Below are 19948 nucleotides of genomic sequence, written 5' to 3'. Positions count from 1 at the left end.
GCCATCGCAAAATCTGGAAAGGGCTACATCGCAAAAGCGGCCTAATCAGAATATTATTTGGAGAAAATTTAATTTATTATTTGGATATATACACAGTTCATTGCGAGGAGGGGTCTACGTCATTGCGAAGAGGCACGACGAAGCAATCTTTGGACTTTGTCATCCTGAGCACAATCTTTTTGTCATCCTGAGCGCAGTCGAAGGATCTGTACGGTTAATAACGAACAGATGCTTCGACGATGCTCAGCATGACATGTGGGAAGATTGCTTCGTGCCTCGCAATGACGAGAGGCCTCGTAATGACGTGTTAAATATTGCTTCGTGCCTCGCAATGACGTAGACTCCTCGCAATGACGAGGTCTTAAACAGGAACTTCCATCAACAGAAATTCTGCTTGAGTATCTGCCTTTATCGTCACATGCTCCTCTCCAACAATACCTAACCCATCCCTGCTCTCCAATTTATGTCCCGAAACTTCCACATCCCCTTTCAACACAAAAACATACAATCCATTATGTTTATCCTTCAACACATACTCCCGTTCATAACCAGCCGAAAAATCAGCCCAATGGAACCAAGCATTTTGATGGATCCAAACCCCATCATCATCCTTCTCCGGAGATAGAATCTGCAAAAAATTGTTTTTTGCCTTATCAAAATCAATACTCAATTGATCGTATCTAGGTTCTACATTCTGCTTATTCGGAATCAACCAGATCTGCAAAAATCTTACTGGTTTTGTCTCGCTGTGGTTGTATTCACTATGTTCGATACCTGTTCCTGCACTCATTACCTGAATATCTCCCTTTTTGATCACCGAACCGGTACCCATGCTATCATTATGCGCCAATTCACCCTCCAAAGGGATCGAAATGATTTCCATATTGCTGTGAGGGTGTCTTCCAAAACCCATACCTCCTGCAACATAATCATCGTTCAATACCCTTAACGCTCCGAAGTTCATGCGTTCGGCATTATAATATCCAGCAAAACTGAATGTATGTTTAGAATGCAACCATCCATGGTTCGCATCACCCCTAGAATCTGCTTTATGCAATGTGTATTTTGCCATTTTGTTTTCCTCCAATTTTTATAACACAAAGATGCTGATATTGGTTTGTCTACGCATTGATGTATGGTAAGAAAGAACTAGATCAGCATTTCATCCTTAAAACTGTAATAACTGGAATCAGTGATGATCAGGTGGTCTATTACATAGATATCCATCGTTTTTGCTGCCGCTTGTATTTTCTTGGTGAGTGCTTTGTCGGCTTCACTGGGTTTTAAGGTACCAGAGGGATGGTTGTGGACCAGAATAAGCGAATGTGCCTGGTTGATAAGGGCATGCCGAAGGATAATTCGAATATCAACTGGTGTAAAATCATTTCCCCCTCGGCTTATTTGTTGCCTATCCAAGGGTTTACAGGAAATGGAAAGATAAATGACCCAGAATTCTTCATGTGGCAGATCCTGTAGTTGGTCCTTGATATAGATATAGGCCAATTTACTGTTGTTCAATGGTTCCTGAAGGGCTCCATCCGTCTCCTGCCTTCTCCTTCCCAGTTCTAATGCGGCTATGATACTGACCGCCTTAGCTGTTCCTATCCCCTTAAATCTGCACAGATCATTTACTTCCAATCGAGATAATCTTAGCAGATTATTATCCACACTGAGCAATATCCTTTTACAGAGTTCAACGGCCGTTTCTTCCGTCGAACCAGAACCCAAAAATATCGCCAATAGCTCGGCGTTTGTTACGGCCCTTCTCCCCAAGGTCAATAGTTTTTCTCTAGGTCTATCTGCCTCCGCCCATTCGCGGATCACCATTTTTTCCATATGACTGATTATCAAGACGCTAAGAACCCTATCTGCTTAAAGATAGAAAAATAGTACGAGAAAATGTATCTTTGTGACTTATTTCAATAATTTTGAAAACTATGAGTAAAGCAATTATCAAGACTGAAAAAGGCGACATGACTGTGGAATTCTACACAGCAGACGCTCCAAATACGGTGGCAAACTTTATCAAGTTAGCTAAATCAGGATATTATGATGGACTGACTTTCCACCGTGTAATCCCTGATTTTGTAATCCAAGGTGGATGTCCAAACACCCGCGAAGGTGCAACTGGTGTTCCGGGAACTGGTGGTCCTGGCTACAAAATTGATTGTGAATTGACTGGTGAGAACCAATACCATGACCGTGGTGTATTATCCATGGCTCATGCTGGCCGTAATACTGGAGGTTCTCAATTCTTTATCTGCCATAGCCGTAACAATACCGCTCACCTTGACCGCAACCACACTTGTTTCGGTAAAGTGATCGAAAATGTGGCTGTAGTGGATGATATCCGTCAAGGCGACAGAATCTTAGGAATTGAAGTAATCGAGGATTAATAACGTTTTATACCCATGAATTTAAGAGGATTAGTATCAGTTACTGGTAAACCAGGCCTGTTCAAATTAATCGGACAAAATAAAGGTGGTTTCGTATTGGAAACCTTAGACGCTAGCAAGCTGAAATCTGTAGTCAACCTTTCTACAACCAAAATGGCAACATTGGAAGACATCACCATCTACGGAGAAGATGAGGAAATCCGTTTATTGGATATCTTTGAAAAGATCAAAACCGATAATGTGGAAACTCCAGATGTGAAAGCTGATGGCGCTACTTTACGTAATTTTTTCCGTGAAGTTGCCCCTAACCACGATGAAGAACGTGTGTATTCTTCTGATATCAAAAAAATCATCACTTGGTACAACATCATCAAAGAACTTCCTTTGTTCGATGAAGAAGCTCCGGCTCCTTTGGTATAAGTGGATCAAAAAAAATACGAAAGGCCTATTAGCACACGCTATTAGGCCTTTTTTTTATATATTTAGCCTATGAGTCTATACGAAGAACTGAGCAGAATAGAAAACTCCCAATACCAATCCTTTTGGAATTGGTTCAAGGATAATAGTGAAAACTTTCTCCAGACCTTAAGGGCTAGAGAAAACGTAGAGGAGAATTTAATTGCCATTCTAGCACCCAAGATCGAAGAATTGGATCTGGGATTGTTTTTCCTGATAGGCATTGAGAATGATGATGTCGCGGAATTGATCTTTACTCCCGATGGGAACATACAGAACGTTTACCTGGCGGAAGAAATCGTGGCGGCAGCACCCGAGATCGAAAATTGGAGTTTCAAAGCCCTTAAACCGCCAACTAATATCCCTTCTTTTGAGATCAGGATGATGGATCTGGTGTTCAGCAAAAGTAATATCACTTTCTATCCAAAAAACCATCCGGCCTATCCAGATGAGATCGATCTGGTGATGATCTATAAGGATTGGAGGGAAGAATTGGCCGATGAAATCGTGAATGGGGTCTATATTTTCCTGGACAATTTTCTGGGTGAAGAGGCCATGATCGAAAAAATCGACCGCATCCAAGTGATTGGTCCAGAAGAAGAAGTTCCCGAAGAAATTCCTGTTGAAAAACTACCGGAATACATCAATTGGCGAGAAAAAGAATTTGTGGAAAAATACCAGGATATTACCTATTCCGATGAAAACGATAGCTATACCAGTTTTGAAACGATTCTGGAAGACGATACCCCAATCATCTCCACCATCAATACCGGCGCTTTGAACTGGGATAATAAAGCCTCCCACCCATGGATATTGGTATTGATGATCAACTTCCTTGAGGTCCATGATTCAGGCATGCCCAATCAAAAGGATTTGGATGTTTTAGGAGAAATCGACAAACTGACCTTACAATTATTACCCAATCTGGAAGGTTATATCTATATCGGTCGAGAAATCGGTGATGGAAAATGTGAGCTGTTTTTTGCCTGCAAAGATTATCGGATGCCTGCTAAGATTGCAGATTGGCTAGGATCACAGTTCAATGATGGAGTGGAGATCACGGCGGATATCTTCAAAGATAAATACTGGCAGATATTCGAACGATTCAACCAATAATTTCTTATAGAAATGGAAATAAACATTCGTCCATATGATACCAGAGATCGGGAATCTTTATTACAGGTTCTGAATTCCAATATTCCAACATATTTCCATCCGGATGAATTGGAAGATTTTAAATCCTATCTGGATAAGGAACTGGAAGATTATTTCGTTTTGGAGGTAGATGGAAAAGTGGTTGCGGGGGCAGGCATCAACTATGAGCTGTCAGAAAATCTTGCCAAACTGAGCTGGGACTTTATATCTTCCGATTGGCAACAACAAGGTTTGGGATCCAGATTGATGCAACATCGATTGGGGCACATATTGAGCAATCCAGCTATTAAACATATTACTGTGCGAACTTCCCAATTGGCGGAAGAATTTTATGCCAAGCATGGTTTTGTAGAAGTGGAAAGGAAAAAAGATTATTGGGCGGAAGGATTTGATATGGTAAAAATGCAATATGCTTTTACCAGGTAACCTAGGTTACAAAACATCAAGCAATTTTTTACGAATTTTGAAGGTATAAAGAAATGAGCGAAACACTTGATCAAGGGTATTGGAACAATAGGTGGCAGCAGCATCAATTGGGTTGGGATATTGGTTATCCCTCCACCCCATTGGTTGACTATATTAACGGCTTGGAGAACAAAGGGATTTCCATCCTGATACCAGGCTGTGGAAATGCCTATGAGGCGGCCTATTTATTGGAACAAGGGTTTAACAATATCACCGTCATCGACATTGCGGAGAAGGCTGTGGAACTGGTGAAGGAAAAGTTCGCTGGGAAAGAAGGAATCCGTATCATCCATGGGGATTTTTTCGAATTGGAAGGACGGTACGACCTCATCCTCGAACAAACGTTTTTCTGTGCTCTGGATCCTGCACTAAGACCAAAATATGTTTCTAAAATGGCCGAACTTTTAAAGACCGATGGTCAGTTGGTCGGTGTATTGTTCAATACCCAATTCCAAAGACAGGGCCCTCCTTTCGGAGGTTCAGAGGCGGAATATAGACCGCTGTTCGAGAAGTCAATGGACATAAGTGTGATGGAGCCTTGCCGGAACAGTATCCCGGAACGACAAGGAAATGAATTGTTTATCATCTTAAAAAAGAAAAATGGAAAAGATTAAAATATATGTAAGTCAATGGACCATTATGCGCTTCCTAAGGCTAATAATGGGGATACTCATCGTTATCCAAGGAGTCAAAGCAGAACAATGGTTGATCGCAGGTATTGGGGTGCTGTTCAGCATTTTACCTTTATTCAATATGGGTTGTGGGGTCAATGGCACATGTGATATTCCAAATAGAAAAAATTAAAAACATTTCTTTAGATTTGTCGTTATAAAGACATGTTGAAATTGCTCTACATACCGATAATCATGATGTGTTGGATCTTCATTCCAAAACAATCAGCGGCCTGTGAAGAGCATTCCTCCCCGAAAAAAGAAATGAGCTGTACGCATGCGCAGCAAGAAAACACTGAAGAACATGCTTCTACAGATCAAGAACATGCCTCTCCGAATAAAGACTGTTGTTCTTCCGATGGCCCATGCTGTTGCATCATTCCTATGGTACAACATACCTTTTTATTGGTACAGCATTTAGATTTTCAATTTATTGCTACTGAAAATATTACAGAATATCACTTCTATGACCAGCCGCTATCCAGTGCTGGATTTTCTAAAATTTTTACCCCTCCTAAAATAGCCTAATCTATTTCAATTTATTTAGGTAGTATTCTTACGAATATGGATGTATTCGAAGGAATCGCTAGCTTTTCTATGGATGTCATTACCCAACGGTATGACGGCTATTTTATGTGATTAAAAATTTAAGAAAATGAAAAAATTAACGATATATATCTTCATCAGTGTATTAGGTATTGGAGCATTACAGGCTCAAATCAAGAACCAGGAAACCATTACAGCAAGTATCAAGGGGAATTGCGGGATGTGCAAAAAAACCATTGAAAAAGCAGGAAACGAGAAAAACATTTCGGCGGTTAATTGGGATGCAGACAGCCAAACGGCTAGCATCAGTTTTGATAAGACAAAAACATCAAAAGAGGCCATTTTGAAGAAAATTGCGCAGGTAGGTTATGATAATGAATCATTCCGTGCCCCTGACGATGTGTATGCTAAATTGCATGAATGTTGTTTATATGATAGGGATCATGAAACGGCGGTTGCAAAAGAAGACCATGCAGGGCATATTGCTAAAAATGATCATGCAGCCCATTCAAGCCATCAAATGAACAACAGCAAGGAAACCAGTCTGAACTCGGTTTATGGCCATTATCTTGGTCTTAAAGATGCCTTGGTCGCTAGCAATGCAAATACCGCGGCATCTCATGCCAAAGAATTAAGCAAGGCTATTCAACAAGTGGATATGGGGAAATTGGAAAAATCAGAACATGATGCCTGGATGAAAGTCTATAAATCCTTGGAAAAAGACGCTTCAGCAATTGCAGCGGAGAAATCCATCGATAAACAAAGAATCAATTTCATCAATCTTTCCAACAATCTTTACAGCTTAGCAAAGGTAGCCAAAGCGGATAAGCCTCTTTATTGGCAATTCTGCCCAATGGCAAATAACAATAAAGGTGCGTTTTGGTTAAGTTCAGAGCAAGAGATCAAAAACCCTTACTTCGGCAGTAAAATGTTGACCTGTGGTTCGGTAAAAGAAAAGATATGAGAAGTCTAACGAAATACATCCTGCTCCTATTAACGGCAGTCCTGTATTTTCCGGCGGATGCACAACAGGTCGTGCGATATGATCTTTATGTAAGGGATACCATGGTCAACTTCAGCGGAAAACCAAAGAACGGGATTTCGGTTAATGGCGGTATTCCGATGCCGACATTGACCTTTACAGAAGGAGATACCGCAGAAGTGCATGTCCATAATAAAATGAAAGCAGGAACATCCCTCCATTGGCATGGGGTGTTTCTGCCTAATAAAGAAGATGGGGTTCCTTTTTTGACCCAAATGCCCATCAAAACCGATGAACCTTTTGTATATCGTTTTCCGATCAAACAGAATGGTACTTATTGGTACCATAGCCATTCAGGAATGCAGGAACAAATAGGCATGTATGGAGCCATCATATTCAATAAAAAGAAGGGTGATCCAACTTTCCGAAAGGGAATAGACGATATTCCATCCATCCCCTTGGTGCTTAGCGAATGGACAGATCTTGATCCAGACAATGTACACCGGATGTTGCACAATGCAAATGATTGGTTTGCGATCAAAAAGAACGCAGTTCAGAGTTATGCAGAAGCAATCCAGGCGGGACATTTCAAGACCAAAGTGACGAATGAATGGAAACGCATGTTGGCCATGGACGTGAGTGACGTTTATTACAACAAATTTCTCATTAATGGGGGCTCTGAAAAAGTGTATCCGGATTTCAAAGCGGGTGATAAGGTTAGGCTGCGTGTGATCAATGCCGGAGCATCTTCCTACTTTTGGTTGACCTATGCCGGTGGTAAGATCACGGTGGTTGCGAATGATGGAAATGACGTAGAACCGGTGGAAGTTGATCGTTTGATCGTTGGGGTTTCAGAAACCTACGATGTGGTAGTGACCATTCCGGAAGATGGATTTTCCTATGAATTCATGGCTACGCCAGAGGATCGGACAGGAAATTCTTCTATTTATTTAGGGAATGGCATCAAACAGTTGGTCACTCCCCTTCCTACCCTTAAGTATTTTGAGGGGATGAAGATGATGAACGACATGATGAAGATGAATGGGGATCTGGATGATATGGGCATGAAAATGACGCTCCAGAAAATGGATATGAATACGGTGATGTATCCAGAAATGGAAGATCAGCAGAAGGAGGCACATGAAGGGCATCAAATGCAGGAGAACCATAAGGGACATGATATGCAGGAAAAGCAAGATAATTCAGCGACCCATGAAGGACATGATATGAACAGTCATCAAGGGTCGGGAAACATCAAAACCCTGAATTATGGGATGTTAAAATCAACTATTCCTACTTCCCTTCCGAAGGATGCGCCTGTCCGGAACCTACATTTTGAACTGACCGGAAATATGAACCGCTATGTTTGGAGCTTGGACAATAAGGTCTTGGACGAATCGGATAAGATCCTGATCAAGAAAGGTGAAGTATTAAGGATCACCATGTACAATAACTCCATGATGCGGCATCCGATGCATCTCCATGGTCATGATTTCAGAGTGATCAATGGACAAGGCGAATATGCTCCTTTAAAAAATGTGTTGGATATTATGCCGATGGAAACCGATACTATTGAATTTGAATCCAATGCGGATGGTGATTGGTTTTTTCATTGCCATATCCTTTATCATATGATGGCAGGTATGGGTCGTGTTTTCAGCACGGAGAACCAACCTGCAAACCCTTATCTTCCCAATGAGCGGATGGGATACCCCATGCTCCAGAAGGAAAGCAACATGGCTCATTTCATGATCCAAAATGATTTTGCCACGAATGGGAATGATGGGGAATTAATGGCCCATAATGCGAGGTATAGCTTGACCACGGAATGGCGCTTGGGTTATAATAAGATGCATGGTTATGAGGTGGAAACCCATTTGGGAAGGTATATTGGGAAGATGCAGTGGTTTATGCCTTTTGTAGGTTTTGATTATCGATATCGAAAAATGGAAAACCATGAATCGGAGAAGAATCTTTTCGGCCAAGCGAATAGTAAGGATGAACGGGCTTTGTTCAGTGCAGGATTTGCTTATACTTTACCGATGCTGGTTCGGTTTCAGGCGGAGGTTTATCATGATGGAACGTTGAGGTTGGGGTTAATGCGGGAGGATATTCCTTTGACCAAGAGGCTGAGAGGTGGATTTATGGTGAATACGGATAAGGAGTATATGTTAGATCTGAGGTATATTTTGACGAAGAATTTTGGTGTGCGAGGTCATTATGATTCGGATATGGGTTATGGGATTGGGTTGAGTGTGAATTATTAAACCTACGTCATTGCGAGGCACTGCGTCATTGCGAGGAGGCATTACCCCGTCCTTGCGAACCATCCGTCATTGCGAGGAGGCACGACGAAGCAATCTTTACACTAATCGAAAGATTGCTTCGTTCCTCGCAATGACGTAATTTTCGCAATGACGTTGTTTTTGCAATGGCGTTGTTCTCCCTATTACATTTTTCCTAAATATCCCTTTTATACCCTGGCTTATCCATCATCTTATCCAAAGACATCGGGCCAGAACCTACTACCACAAAATAACAAAGCAACAACAACACCACCAAAGACAACCAGAACTCCGAATTCAGAAAACTAAATCCCTGCGTGATATTCACGAAAAACACCGCACCTATCAAAATCGGGATCTGTATCAACGCCGCTAACCTCGTCGCAAACCCCATCATGATAAAAATACCACCTACCAAATGCGCAAATACCACATAATGTACCGCCCCCCAAATAGAAAGCTGAAAATGCGTTCGCTCAATTAATGCAGCTACGGAATCCCTGTCCATAACAAAACTTACACCTTTGGCAAAAATCAAAATGCCGAGTGCAATCCGGATGAAATCAATCCACCTTGGATGGTGATGATCTCCCCAATATTCAATTCGTTGAATTAGGTTCATAATAACCTCCTTTTTTAATTGGTCATACTAAAACAACGAACAATAACCCGCTGATATTGTGTGGATTATTATCAAATATTTTTAGATCAGTTCAATATCAACTCAATAACCGGAATTTCCACATTCGGTTTTACCACCGGCAGATCCATGATCAGATCATTCTCTCTGGCCGTAATCGCCATGTGCTCCCCATCGTTGGATTTTGTCCTGGAGGTATATTTAACTTCCGAATTATCATGCAGAAATTGCGCATATTTCACCTTCCCTTTAAAATTTGGCAGATAAAGCGTTTTGAAAGGATATTGCAATAAATGAACATACAAACGCTTGGTCTTCGGGTTATAGGTCAACAACGTATTACCCGGTTTCTGAAAATCCGCAGGCGCCTCTGTACAGCCGTAAATAGATGCCGAGTGGAATTTCATCCATTTCCCAATAGCTTCCAATCGATCATTTGCCCGATCATCAAAATTCCCTCTCGCTGTTGGCCCCACATTCAGTAACAGGTTACCGCCCTTACTCACCACCTCGATCAGCATGGCGATAAGCTGGTTGGAGGACTTCCAGGTGTTCTCATCCCTATGGTATCCCCAAGATCCCGAAAAAGTCTGGCAAGTCTCCCAAGGAACCCTCACCCCGTTAAAAGTCGGCCACTCATTCGGCATGAATTGTTCTGGCGTTTTATAATCCCATCCCCAAGCTTCAGCTCCCATATCCAAACGATCATTCATGATGATGTTAGGTTGCAGCTCCCGCGCCAGTTTGATCAGTCCCTCGCTGTCCCAATCCTTGTTTCCTTTGCCATTAGGCCCCGGATACGAAAAATCCCAGAACAACAGATCGATCTTTCCATAATTGCCCAGCAATTCCCTGACCTGCTCCTTCAAATACTTCCGGAAATTATCCATATTTTTACCCGAATTCGTGGCGATGGCTTCCTGGTTGCCTCTCAGAGGATGCGTATTATCAATGGTAAAGTCTGGATGGTACCAATCGATCACCGAAAAATAGAAACCCACTTTCAGTCCGTTCTTACGGCAGGCTTCCACAAAAGGTTTCAACAGGTCTTTTCCATAAGGTGTTTTGGCCGCATTGAAATTGCTCGATTTGGTATCCCACAAACAAAATCCCTCATGATGCTTGGCGGTTAACACCACATATTTCATCCCGGCATTCTTGGCCGCTAAAGCCCATTCTTCGGGATGGTATAAGTCAGGATTAAAAAGATCAAAGTATTTCTTCTTATAGGTTTCATGGTCGGTTCTTTCGATCTGCTGAACCCATTCATGCCGTGCTGGCAAGGCATACAATCCCCAATGGATGAACATTCCGAATCGGTCGTTCTTCCACCAGGCCATCCGTTCTTCTTTGTTATCAATGGATTTTTCCTTCCAGTCTTTTCCTTGGGCAACGGCTTGGGAGGAAACAGAACCAAAAAGCAAACAGGCTAACGCTAATTTTTTAAGTAAAGGTTTTTGGAATAAGTTGATCATAATGGTTAGAATATAAATAACTGAAAATAGGAAAAATAAAACTATTTCTACAATTTATTGTTTATTAATAAGATAATCCCTAAAGGAGAATTTTATGCCTTTGCTTACAAAATATGAAATCAAATTGGCCGATAGCCCATTCTGGACTTTTGCTATCCACGACGGCCACGATATAGATGAAAAATTACTGCCTTATCAACTGTTGAATGAGGAAGAACGATTACGGGAGGAAGATCCCTTTACTGCGCTGATCGCCGAACTTCCCTGCAATCGCTTTATTATGGAAAGCTCACGCTTTCAATTGGACATCAACCGTACCTTGGATGACGCCATCTACCTCAAACCCGAACAGGCTTGGGGTTTAAATGTATGGAAAGAGGACTTCCCATTGGAATTGATCAGTGAACTCCGTAATGATCATCGCGAAATATTTGAAATCATAGAGAGTAAGATCCAGGATACCATTGCCCAATTTGGCTATTTCATTATCTTGGATATCCATAGCTATAACGCCAAACGCGAAGGTCCAGACCAAGAGATCAATATGGATACGGATCCTGAAATAAACTTTGGCACCATCCACCTCAACCAAAAGTGGAGACCATTAATGGATGAATTGATTAACTTTATATCAGCGGAGGAATTGAATGGCCAGGCCATTGATGTAAGGGAGAATGTAAAGTTCAAAGGCGGCTATTTCGCGCAGACCATGAACCAACTCTATGGAGACTATGGTTTCGTGCTGGCGATCGAATTCCGGAAAGATTTTATGGATGAATGGACCGGTGACCCCGATTACCACAAAATCATGGCCTGCAAACAGTTACTCTTAAAATCATTGACGGTATTTAACCAGTATTTTCACCAAGATGGAAAAGAATAAAGCACTTTTACGTATTCTAAATGCGATCAATAAACGTACTCCTATCCATTATCAAGTTCCAAATGCCGGTAAATTCATATTCAATAAAATAGTTCCCTATATTTTTATTTACCGTGTTCCAGACACGGGTAAAAAGGATAAAATGATTGCCGATTTGGCAAAGACCGAAAATGCAAGCATTGTATGTAAAGAAGATGAATTTGCGCTGGAGGAATGGATAAAACCGATTGCTGAATCCTTGGCACAAGAATTTGGTGCCTGTCTATTGATTGAAACTTGGATTTCGGAATCCAACCAAAAGGATGATATCCTTTTGCATGTCGGTCAGAAAGATATACTCCCACTTGCGGAATATTTTGAAAGGAACATCCGGATGGAAACGGCAGAATTATCGGTAGCCATTTCTAAGGACCTGCAGATTCCAAAACCGGAAAACCTGCCATCCTTATTCTCGAAGAAATACCTGCAGAACAAGCAGATTTTATTATTGGGAATATCCATAAAAAAGCGATATATCGATTACGAAGAGAATATTTTACCACTCTTGATGCGTACCTATCGCGAAACATTGGCAAAATCACTTTCCCGACTTTTCTTTGAATTCCTGCGGGTCTATACCCACTTGAATGCCACTGCCCAAAAGATCAATGTTCATCAGGAACTTACCCCGATGATGAATGAGATCGATGATGCCTTGGCCCAGGAAAGCAAGAAATTCGATTTCCTATTGATGGTCACGCCTTTGAATGCCCATGAAGCTTGGTTGCAGTTCAAAAAGGATAAATATTGGAAAACACCAAAATTCCTTTACCGACCTATGCACGTAGATCCCGATCTGGTTAAACGCCGGTTGTACAACCTCCGGATCGAAGATATTTACGATCCTACGATGGCCTATATTTTTCGGGACAAAAGAACCGAATTGGACTCCATGATCACCATGCTGGCCGATCGTGGTAAAGAGGATTTCCTGCATGGGAGCCTACAGGTATTCGGGAATGTTTCAGAGAAACTATACAACTCCGCTTTGGCCCTATTGATGATGACCGAACCAGAAACGACTTCCAGCAAAAATGAAGAATGGATCGGACCAAGTGAATTTGCCAAAATGGCCAAGGAAGAAGTTAAATTTCTGCAACAACAAAATCAGGAATTCAATTGTCCTATCCGTATCCGCGAAGATATTTCGGGGGTTATGGTCAATAGAGGGGCATTGAATATCAGTAAGGAGTATAAACTCACCAAATCACGGGCAAAAGCACTCATCCAGCATGAGATCGGCACCCATGTCGTAACCTATTTCAATGGCAGGATGCAACCATTGAACCTTTTTAGTTTGGGTGTTCCCGGCTATGAAGAATTACAGGAAGGCTTGGCGGTACTTTCGGAATATATTGTTGATGGTCTGAACAACGATCGGTTAAGGATCATTGCAGCGAGGGTTATTGCGGTACAACATATGCTCTTGGGTAATTCCTTCACCGATACCTTTGCCCTGTTGGTCGACCAATTTGGGTTCAAACATGAAACATCTTTTCAGATTGTCATGCGGGTTTATCGTGGTGGTGGATTGACCAAGGATATGCTCTACCTCAAGGGCATCATGGAATTGATCGAATACCTAAAGGAAAACAACAATGTACATCTCCTGATGATGGGGAAAATACGAAAAGATTACCTGCCGATCATCAAAGACCTGCTGCAAAAAGAAATCCTTATTCCACCAGCCATTACACCGAGGTTCATGTTTCCTGAATATTTGGATAAATGGAAAGAGGTGAAGACAAAAGCATCTGTTTTTAAATTGACACATTAAATCACTACATAAGAAAAAACTCAACGCAAATATGAAAATTGCATTTTTGATCAATCAAACGCATAAAGAAGAAGAGAAATTCACGACCACGATATTAGCCCTCAAAGCATTGGAGAGAGGCCATACGGTATTGTATATTGGTTTGGCAGATTTCGTTTACAAGGATGAACAGCGGGTTATGGCACACTGTAGGCTCATGGAACCTCCTGAAACCATGCCTACTGCAGCCAAGTTCATGAAAACCCTAAAAGCGAAAGAAAAAGAACTGGTCGATATGGCCGATGTGGAGGTGCTTTGGCTAAGGTTCGACCCTACCCTAGATATGATCGGAAGGCCATGGGCTTCAGCAGCAGGGATTCAGTTTTCCCAACTTGTAAAACGCAATGGAGGATTTGTTATCAATGACCCTGATAACCTAATCGAGGCGAATAATAAGCTGTACCTGCAGAATTTCCCAAAAGCCATCCGCCCAAAAACGTTGGTCACCAGAAACCATGAAGATGTAACGGCATTCCTGAAAGAACAAGGGGATAAAATTATCCTTAAACCTTTAAAAGGCTCCGGCGGAAAGAATGTGTTTATGATCAAATCGGGAGAGACACAGAACCTGAAGCAAACGGTAGAAGCCATTGCGCGGGATGGTTATGTTATGGCTCAGGAATATCTTCCAGATGCTGTTAAAGGCGATATCCGTTTCTTCCTGCTGAATGGTGCCCCTTTGGTGGCTGAAGGTAAGTACGCCGCGGTTAGACGTGTGCAATCTGCAGATGAAATCCGAAGCAATATCCATCAGGGAGGATCGGCTCAAGAAGCAGAAATTACGGATGATATTCTAAAGTTGGTTAAAAAAGTGACCAAAAAGCTAAAGGACGACAATATGTACCTAGTGGGATTGGACATTGTAGGCGACAAAATTATGGAGATCAATGTATTCTCTCCCGGCGCTCTGATGCATATTAATCAATTGACTGGCATTGATTTCACCGAAACCATCATCATCGATCTGGAAAAACGAGTGAAAGCATTCTATAAACCTACTTCTCGACCACAGTCTCGTCGGTAGTAAGTGGAGCGGGCGGAATTTCTTTGACATTCCGCTCGATCTCTTTAACCTCTACATGAACCGCATATTCCGATGGCTCTATCGGATAATTTTTGAAGGTGGCATATTCCCTCGTAAAAATTGCCCCAAAATATAGAATAGCCGCGGTATAATACACCCATAATAAAATCAATACGATCGATCCAGCAGCGCCATAAGTCGTAGCGGTATCTGAATTGGAAAGATAAAATCCTATTCCTAAGCGTCCGAAAATAAAAAGAATAGCGGTAAATAAGGCGCCCGCCTTAACCGGTTTCCATTGGATGTTGACATCAGGAAGAACCTTAAAGATAACCGAGAATAATAAAAATATAATTCCAAAGGTTAGCATGAAATTGATGATATCCATAACATGCACGGCCATATCCGGGAAATACCGCAATAAGTTATCGGTAAAGGCAATAATGATCCCGTTGACCACTAAGGTGACCACCAATAGAAATCCTAAACCAATGACCAATGAAGAGGATAACAAACGGTCCATGATCAATTTTAACCAACCTTTTTTCGGTTTCGCCCGCACATGCCATATTTTGTTGATGGAGTTCTGAATATCCCCAAAAACAGTGGTCGCACCAATGATTAATGTGACTATACTGATGATCAACGCCATGGAAGATTTTCCGGAAAGCTCCAAGTTTTTAATGATTTCTTGAACCTGACGTGCTGCATTTCTTCCTATCAGTTCATTCAACTCCGAAAATAATTTACCTTTAATGGCATCTTCCCCATAGAAAATACCCGCCAAAGAGATCATCAGCACCAAAATAGGACCTATGGAAAAGATAGTATAATAAGCCAAGGAAGCACTATACTTCATGGTATCTTCATTGATAAATCCTAATGCACTATTTTTTAAAATCGTAAAGGTGTTTTTAAAGAAACCTCCTTGTTTTTTATCTTCTTTTCGCTGTTGATCCATGTGTTGTATTTAATATTTTTTTCGAGATGTAAGTGAGGTGTAAGTGACTTGCAAGTGTGGTGTAAGTGCAAAAAGGCACTTACAATATACTTACAACCTAATTACAGTATACTTAAAGTGTGTTCACAGTCCTATTCAAGGCTTTATCCTTAAAACACCAAAGTCAAAAAATGGTTTGAAACCAGTAAAATATGGGGATTGCTTTGAACCTAGCTAAGAAGCTTCCTCAAATCTACCTTCGGAAGTCAGCAAATAATTGGTAACCGTTTTTGTAGGCTCTTCCGACATGTAATTCCAATCGGTAAGCACTACCCTATCCTTCTCCATCACGCTCTCCTTCCGAAAAGCTGATTCGGCAATCTCATCATAGGCAATATCCAAGAAATCAATGATTTTTCCTTCTTTATTGATATTCAACAAGGTTGTAATGATTTCATGTTCTCCTAGAGGATAGGTCAATACAATACTATAATAGGCTGGAGAATAGTGAAGCCTATACCTCAAGCGTACATCTTTAAAATTCACTTCATCGGCCTCAAAATGGATACGTTTCAAAAAATCAGGATTATGGATCCCTTTTTTATCCACATTATCAAAATTGGTCGAATCGGCCAAAGGAAATGAACGGTTATCAAGGCCTTCGATAACGGCCAAAATTTCGTCCTTTTCTTCGGATGTTGGGGCAACGGAAACTTCCTTTTCTTCTTGCTGAACAAGCTGCTCCACAGGCTGTTCTACAACCTTATTCTCGGTCTGCTGTCTACAACCTACCAGCACAATAAAACAACATGTTGTCAAAAAGATTTTCATTTCCCGTTCGAATTTTCTGCAAAATTAATCAATTTCAGAACAAGTTTGTAGGGTAGAAAGTTTTGTAGGGCAGCTAATTATTTCAATTTTCTAAACATTCAGCTACAATTACGAAAAAAGAGGCTGAATCTTTACGATCAGCCTCTTTAAGTATGTGATTTTTAAATTGTTCTAGTTGTGTTTCACATCCATTTCATCCACATAATGTTCGTTCGGAACATAATCGGCATCAATAAGTTCCACATAGTTGGTTTTCTTTTTACTTCCCCAACGGCGGCCCATACTATCAAATAGCGAATAAACCACTGGAACTACCACTAAGGTAAGTAATAGGGAAGATAATAGACCCCCGATAATTACGATAGCCAAACCTTTGTTCATATCTGCACCATCACCTGTTGCCAACGCGATCGGGATCATACCGAATACCATCGCAATGGTCGTCATTAAGATCGGACGAAGACGGGCATGGTTGGCAGCAACCAAGGCATCGTGCGTAGTATCCCCATTATCCTTACGGTGGTTAGCAAAGTCGACCAATAGGATCGCATTCTTCGCCACCAAACCGATCAACATGATGATACCTAAGATGGTAAAGATGTTCAAGGATTGACCAGTCAATGCCAATAAGATCAAGGCTCCAATAAAGGATAGTGGAATCGAGAACATCACGACAAATGGTGTACTGAAACTATCGTACAGGGAAACCATTACCAAGTAAACCAACAGGATAGATGCCAATAATGCCACTCCCAAGGTCCCGAAACCTTCTTGTTGGTTTTCCATGTTACCACCCCAGATATAGACTACTCCTGGCTTACGCTCTAACTTAGAGAACTCTGCTTCCCATTCTCCAGCCACATCCCCTAAGGTACGACCTACAAGAGATGCTTGAACCGAAACAGCTGGCGATTTATCACGACGCTCCAATAAGGAAGGTCCTGAACCGTATCCTACCGTAGCAAATTGCTCTAAGGAAATAGGAACACCTTGTTTGTTGATGAATTTCAATCCCCTCACATCAGCGATGTTAGAACGGCTAGCTTCATCAAAACGGATATTGATATCATATTCATTATCACCTGCACGGAATTTATTGTCTGTATTTCCGGAGAATGCTGTTTGCATGGTCATACCTACGGTAGCCACATCCAAACCTAATGAAGTCATTTTCTCGCGGTCTACCTGCACATTGATTTCAGGGTTACCACCTTCAGAAGTTAATTTCACGTTGGTAGCTCCCGGAACCTTACGAAGTAGGTCTGCTGCTTTCTCAGCAAATTCATTCGCATCTTTCAGGTCAGAACCGATCACGGTCAATTTCAATGGTGCCTGTTCTGCTCCCATCAATCCCATACTCACGAATTTTACCTTCGCTCCTACCAATTCTTTTTCCAATTCACGTTGCAATCTTGCCGCATAAACTTTTGAATTCTCGGTATAGGTATCCTTCATGATCACGTGGATCTCGGATTTATAACGCGTTCCTGAAGTAGAGTTCATACCATCTGAGGACTGACCTACTGTAGTAATGATACGTTCCACTTCTGGCTTATTTTTAATGATATTCTCTGCTTTTTGGGTCAGGAAGTTGGTCTTCTCTAGAGAAGCATCTTTCTCCAACTCAAACTGCATCAGGTATTCCCCTTTGTCCGAAGATGGGAAAAAGTCAGTACCGATATAACCTGCAGGAACCAGGGCACAAGATCCTACCAAAAGGAAAAAGGCGATAAATAAAGTTCCCAACTTGGTCCATCTGTTCTTCAATGACCATTCCAAGATACCGGAGATCCAGTGGGTGAATTTGGTCAATCCAGCTTCAAATCCATGGATGATCTTTCCAAAGAAAGAGTTTGGATTCAAATGCTCTAATTTTCCGAAACGGGAATATAACCAAGGCACCACCGAGAAAGATACCAATAAGGATAGTAAGGTCGATATAATAACCGTTACACAGAACTGCGCAAGGATATTAGCCACCAAACCAGAAGACATCGCGATCGGTAAAAATACCACCACGATAACCAAAGTAATCGCTGTTACGGTAAAACCGATCTCTTTTGCTCCGTCGTAAGCCGCACGCACCTTGTTCTTACCCATCTCCATATGGCGGTGGATATTCTCGATAACAACGATCGCATCATCGACAAGGATACCCACTACTAGGGAAAGTCCTAAAAGGGACATCAAGTTCAGGGTATAACCCATCAACAATAATCCGATAAAGGTCGCGATCAAGGACAATGGAATAGCCACCATGGTAATCGCCGCATTTCTCAAGGAATGCAAGAAGAACAACATGATGAAACCTACCAAGGCAATCGCGATCAATAAGTCATGGATTACGTTATTTGCTGCGTTCAAAGTATAATCTGTCGAGTCATTCGCCAACAATACTTTCACATTGTCTTTCGAATAATCTGTTTCAACCGTTGCAATAGTTTCTTTTACCAACCTGGATACCTCTACCGCATTCGCATCCGACTGCTTGAACACCTGTAACATGATGGTATTCTTTTGGTCTAAACGAGCGATCTTTTCGATCTCTTTGATACCATCCTGTACATCGGCCACATCACGAAGGAAAATCGTTGTTCCAGTCGGAGTAGTAATAGGCAGGTTTCTCAATTCATCAATTGACGTTACTTTACCGGCCAAACGGATGGTGGTACGGTTTTCACGTGTACTCACATTACCTGTAGGGAAATCGAGGTTGGATGATCCGATCACCTGTTGGATCTGACCAATGGATAAGCCATATCCTTCCAATTTCTGTGCATCCACACTGATCTGGATCTCTCTTTCTTCACCACCGATCAGGTCTACTTTCGCAACACCATTGATACGGGCAAAGATCGGTTGGATCTTATTGTCCAGTAAGTCGTAAAGTTGTTTCTCCGATAGGTTGGAAGTCACCGCTAAACTCATAATAGCGACATCATCCAAGGAGAATTTATTCAACGATGGTGCATCAACATCATCTGGTAAATCGTTCAGGATGGCATTGATCTTACGTTGGGCATCGGTCAACAGGAAGTTGACATCGGCTCCGTCGTTCAAGGTAATCATCACCACCGAAACGTTTTCCATGGAAGTAGCTTCCAATTTTTTGATGTTTTCCAAGGAGGAGACGGCATCCTCAATTTTCTTGGTTACGGTATTTTCCACCTCCGTAGGCGAGGCACCTGGATATACAGTTTGCACGGTAATTACGTTTACCTCAAACTTAGGTACCAACTCATACCCCAACTGGGTATAGGAGAATATCCCCCCCAAGGTCAGTATTATAAATAATACGATGATCAGGCTGGGACGTTTTATCGATATTTCAGTAATCTTCATAA

At 41.6% G+C, this 19948-nt stretch carries 19 protein-coding genes; 12 read left to right on the top strand and 7 right to left on the bottom strand.

Translation table 11 applies throughout. The features are described from left to right. Window positions 1-361 precede the first annotated feature (361 nt). On the bottom strand, window positions 362-1072 hold the full coding sequence (locus VJ786_RS10150) for a pirin family protein (protein WP_134776880.1): 711 nt from the start codon (window positions 1070-1072) through the stop codon (window positions 362-364). Between the two features lie 77 nt (window positions 1073-1149). Continuing rightward, on the bottom strand, window positions 1150-1836 hold the full coding sequence (gene radC / locus VJ786_RS10145; protein ID WP_134776881.1) for a RadC family protein: 687 nt from the start codon (window positions 1834-1836) through the stop codon (window positions 1150-1152). A 101-nt stretch (window positions 1837-1937) separates the two neighbouring features. Between radC and VJ786_RS10140 the strand changes: the two genes are divergently transcribed. From VJ786_RS10140 to VJ786_RS10100, 9 genes are all read left to right on the top strand, one after another. Next, window positions 1938-2396 (top strand): peptidylprolyl isomerase, encoded by a 459-nt coding sequence (locus VJ786_RS10140; protein ID WP_099367340.1) that lies wholly within the window; start codon window positions 1938-1940, stop codon window positions 2394-2396. Window positions 2397-2411: 15 nt separating this feature from the next. Continuing rightward, complete coding sequence (locus tag VJ786_RS10135; protein ID WP_099367341.1) at window positions 2412-2816, top strand: DUF5606 family protein; 405 nt, start codon at window positions 2412-2414, stop codon at window positions 2814-2816. A 69-nt stretch (window positions 2817-2885) separates the two neighbouring features. Beyond that, the gene (locus VJ786_RS10130) at window positions 2886-3968 is read left to right on the top strand and encodes a DUF695 domain-containing protein (protein ID WP_134776882.1); all 1083 of its coding nucleotides are present in this window, start codon (window positions 2886-2888) and stop codon (window positions 3966-3968) included. 12 nt (window positions 3969-3980) lie between these two features. After that, window positions 3981-4433, top strand: a complete 453-nt coding sequence (locus VJ786_RS10125) for a GNAT family N-acetyltransferase (RefSeq protein ID WP_134776883.1) — start codon at window positions 3981-3983, stop codon at window positions 4431-4433. A 53-nt stretch (window positions 4434-4486) separates the two neighbouring features. Beyond that, window positions 4487-5086 (top strand): methyltransferase domain-containing protein, encoded by a 600-nt coding sequence (locus tag VJ786_RS10120; RefSeq protein WP_134776884.1) that lies wholly within the window; start codon window positions 4487-4489, stop codon window positions 5084-5086. Then, the gene (locus VJ786_RS10115) at window positions 5073-5276 is read left to right on the top strand and encodes a hypothetical protein (RefSeq protein WP_209023116.1); all 204 of its coding nucleotides are present in this window, start codon (window positions 5073-5075) and stop codon (window positions 5274-5276) included. The genes VJ786_RS10120 and VJ786_RS10115 overlap by 14 nt, the downstream gene beginning before the upstream one ends. Window positions 5277-5338: 62 nt before the next feature. Beyond that, window positions 5339-5671, top strand: a complete 333-nt coding sequence (locus VJ786_RS10110; protein WP_134776885.1) for a hypothetical protein — start codon at window positions 5339-5341, stop codon at window positions 5669-5671. A gap of 127 nt (window positions 5672-5798) precedes the next feature. Then, entirely contained in the window at window positions 5799-6653 is an 855-nt protein-coding gene (locus VJ786_RS10105) for a DUF3347 domain-containing protein (protein ID WP_209023117.1), read from the top strand. Continuing rightward, on the top strand, window positions 6650-8938 hold the full coding sequence (locus tag VJ786_RS10100; RefSeq protein WP_134776886.1) for a multicopper oxidase domain-containing protein: 2289 nt from the start codon (window positions 6650-6652) through the stop codon (window positions 8936-8938). The genes VJ786_RS10105 and VJ786_RS10100 overlap by 4 nt, the downstream gene beginning before the upstream one ends. A 193-nt stretch (window positions 8939-9131) precedes the next feature. Here VJ786_RS10100 and VJ786_RS10095 read toward each other — a convergent pair whose 3' ends face one another. Together VJ786_RS10095 and VJ786_RS10090 are read right to left on the bottom strand one after the other, a co-directional pair. Further along, entirely contained in the window at window positions 9132-9578 is a 447-nt protein-coding gene (locus VJ786_RS10095) for a DoxX family protein (protein ID WP_134776887.1), read from the bottom strand. A gap of 86 nt (window positions 9579-9664) precedes the next feature. Beyond that, window positions 9665-11071: an alpha-L-fucosidase gene (locus tag VJ786_RS10090; RefSeq protein ID WP_134776888.1), complete on the bottom strand. Its 1407-nt coding sequence runs from the start codon at window positions 11069-11071 to the stop codon at window positions 9665-9667. 94 nt (window positions 11072-11165) lie between these two features. Here VJ786_RS10090 and VJ786_RS10085 point away from each other — a divergent pair, with 94 nt between their 5' ends. The 3 genes from VJ786_RS10085 to VJ786_RS10075 are packed head-to-tail and all read left to right on the top strand — an operon-like array spanning window position 11166 to window position 14833. Continuing rightward, the gene (locus VJ786_RS10085; RefSeq protein ID WP_134776889.1) at window positions 11166-11954 is read left to right on the top strand and encodes an N-formylglutamate amidohydrolase; all 789 of its coding nucleotides are present in this window, start codon (window positions 11166-11168) and stop codon (window positions 11952-11954) included. Next, window positions 11941-13770, top strand: coding sequence for a peptidase MATCAP family protein (locus tag VJ786_RS10080; RefSeq protein ID WP_134776890.1), 1830 nt, complete (start codon window positions 11941-11943; stop codon window positions 13768-13770). Before VJ786_RS10085 ends, VJ786_RS10080 begins: the two co-directional genes overlap by 14 nt. A gap of 31 nt (window positions 13771-13801) precedes the next feature. After that, window positions 13802-14833: an ATP-grasp domain-containing protein gene (locus VJ786_RS10075; protein ID WP_134776891.1), complete on the top strand. Its 1032-nt coding sequence runs from the start codon at window positions 13802-13804 to the stop codon at window positions 14831-14833. On the opposite strand, the gene VJ786_RS10070 is transcribed toward VJ786_RS10075, so the two are convergent. From VJ786_RS10070 to VJ786_RS10060, 3 genes are all read right to left on the bottom strand, one after another. Continuing rightward, the gene (locus VJ786_RS10070) at window positions 14805-15794 is read right to left on the bottom strand and encodes a YihY/virulence factor BrkB family protein (protein WP_099366083.1); all 990 of its coding nucleotides are present in this window, start codon (window positions 15792-15794) and stop codon (window positions 14805-14807) included. The genes VJ786_RS10075 and VJ786_RS10070 overlap by 29 nt on opposite strands. Before the next feature lie 213 nt (window positions 15795-16007). Next, window positions 16008-16604, bottom strand: a complete 597-nt coding sequence (locus VJ786_RS10065; protein WP_134776892.1) for a hypothetical protein — start codon at window positions 16602-16604, stop codon at window positions 16008-16010. Between the two features lie 171 nt (window positions 16605-16775). Beyond that, window positions 16776-19946, bottom strand: a complete 3171-nt coding sequence (locus VJ786_RS10060; protein ID WP_099366085.1) for an efflux RND transporter permease subunit — start codon at window positions 19944-19946, stop codon at window positions 16776-16778. Between the last annotated feature and the right edge of the window lie 2 nt (window positions 19947-19948).

Origin of the sequence: Sphingobacterium tenebrionis, assembly GCF_037126265.1 — a bacterium.
Taxonomy (GTDB): Bacteria; Bacteroidota; Bacteroidia; order Sphingobacteriales; family Sphingobacteriaceae; genus Sphingobacterium; species Sphingobacterium tenebrionis.
Note: the sequence above shows the minus strand (reverse complement) of the source record. Positions and strands in the feature narration are given on the sequence as shown.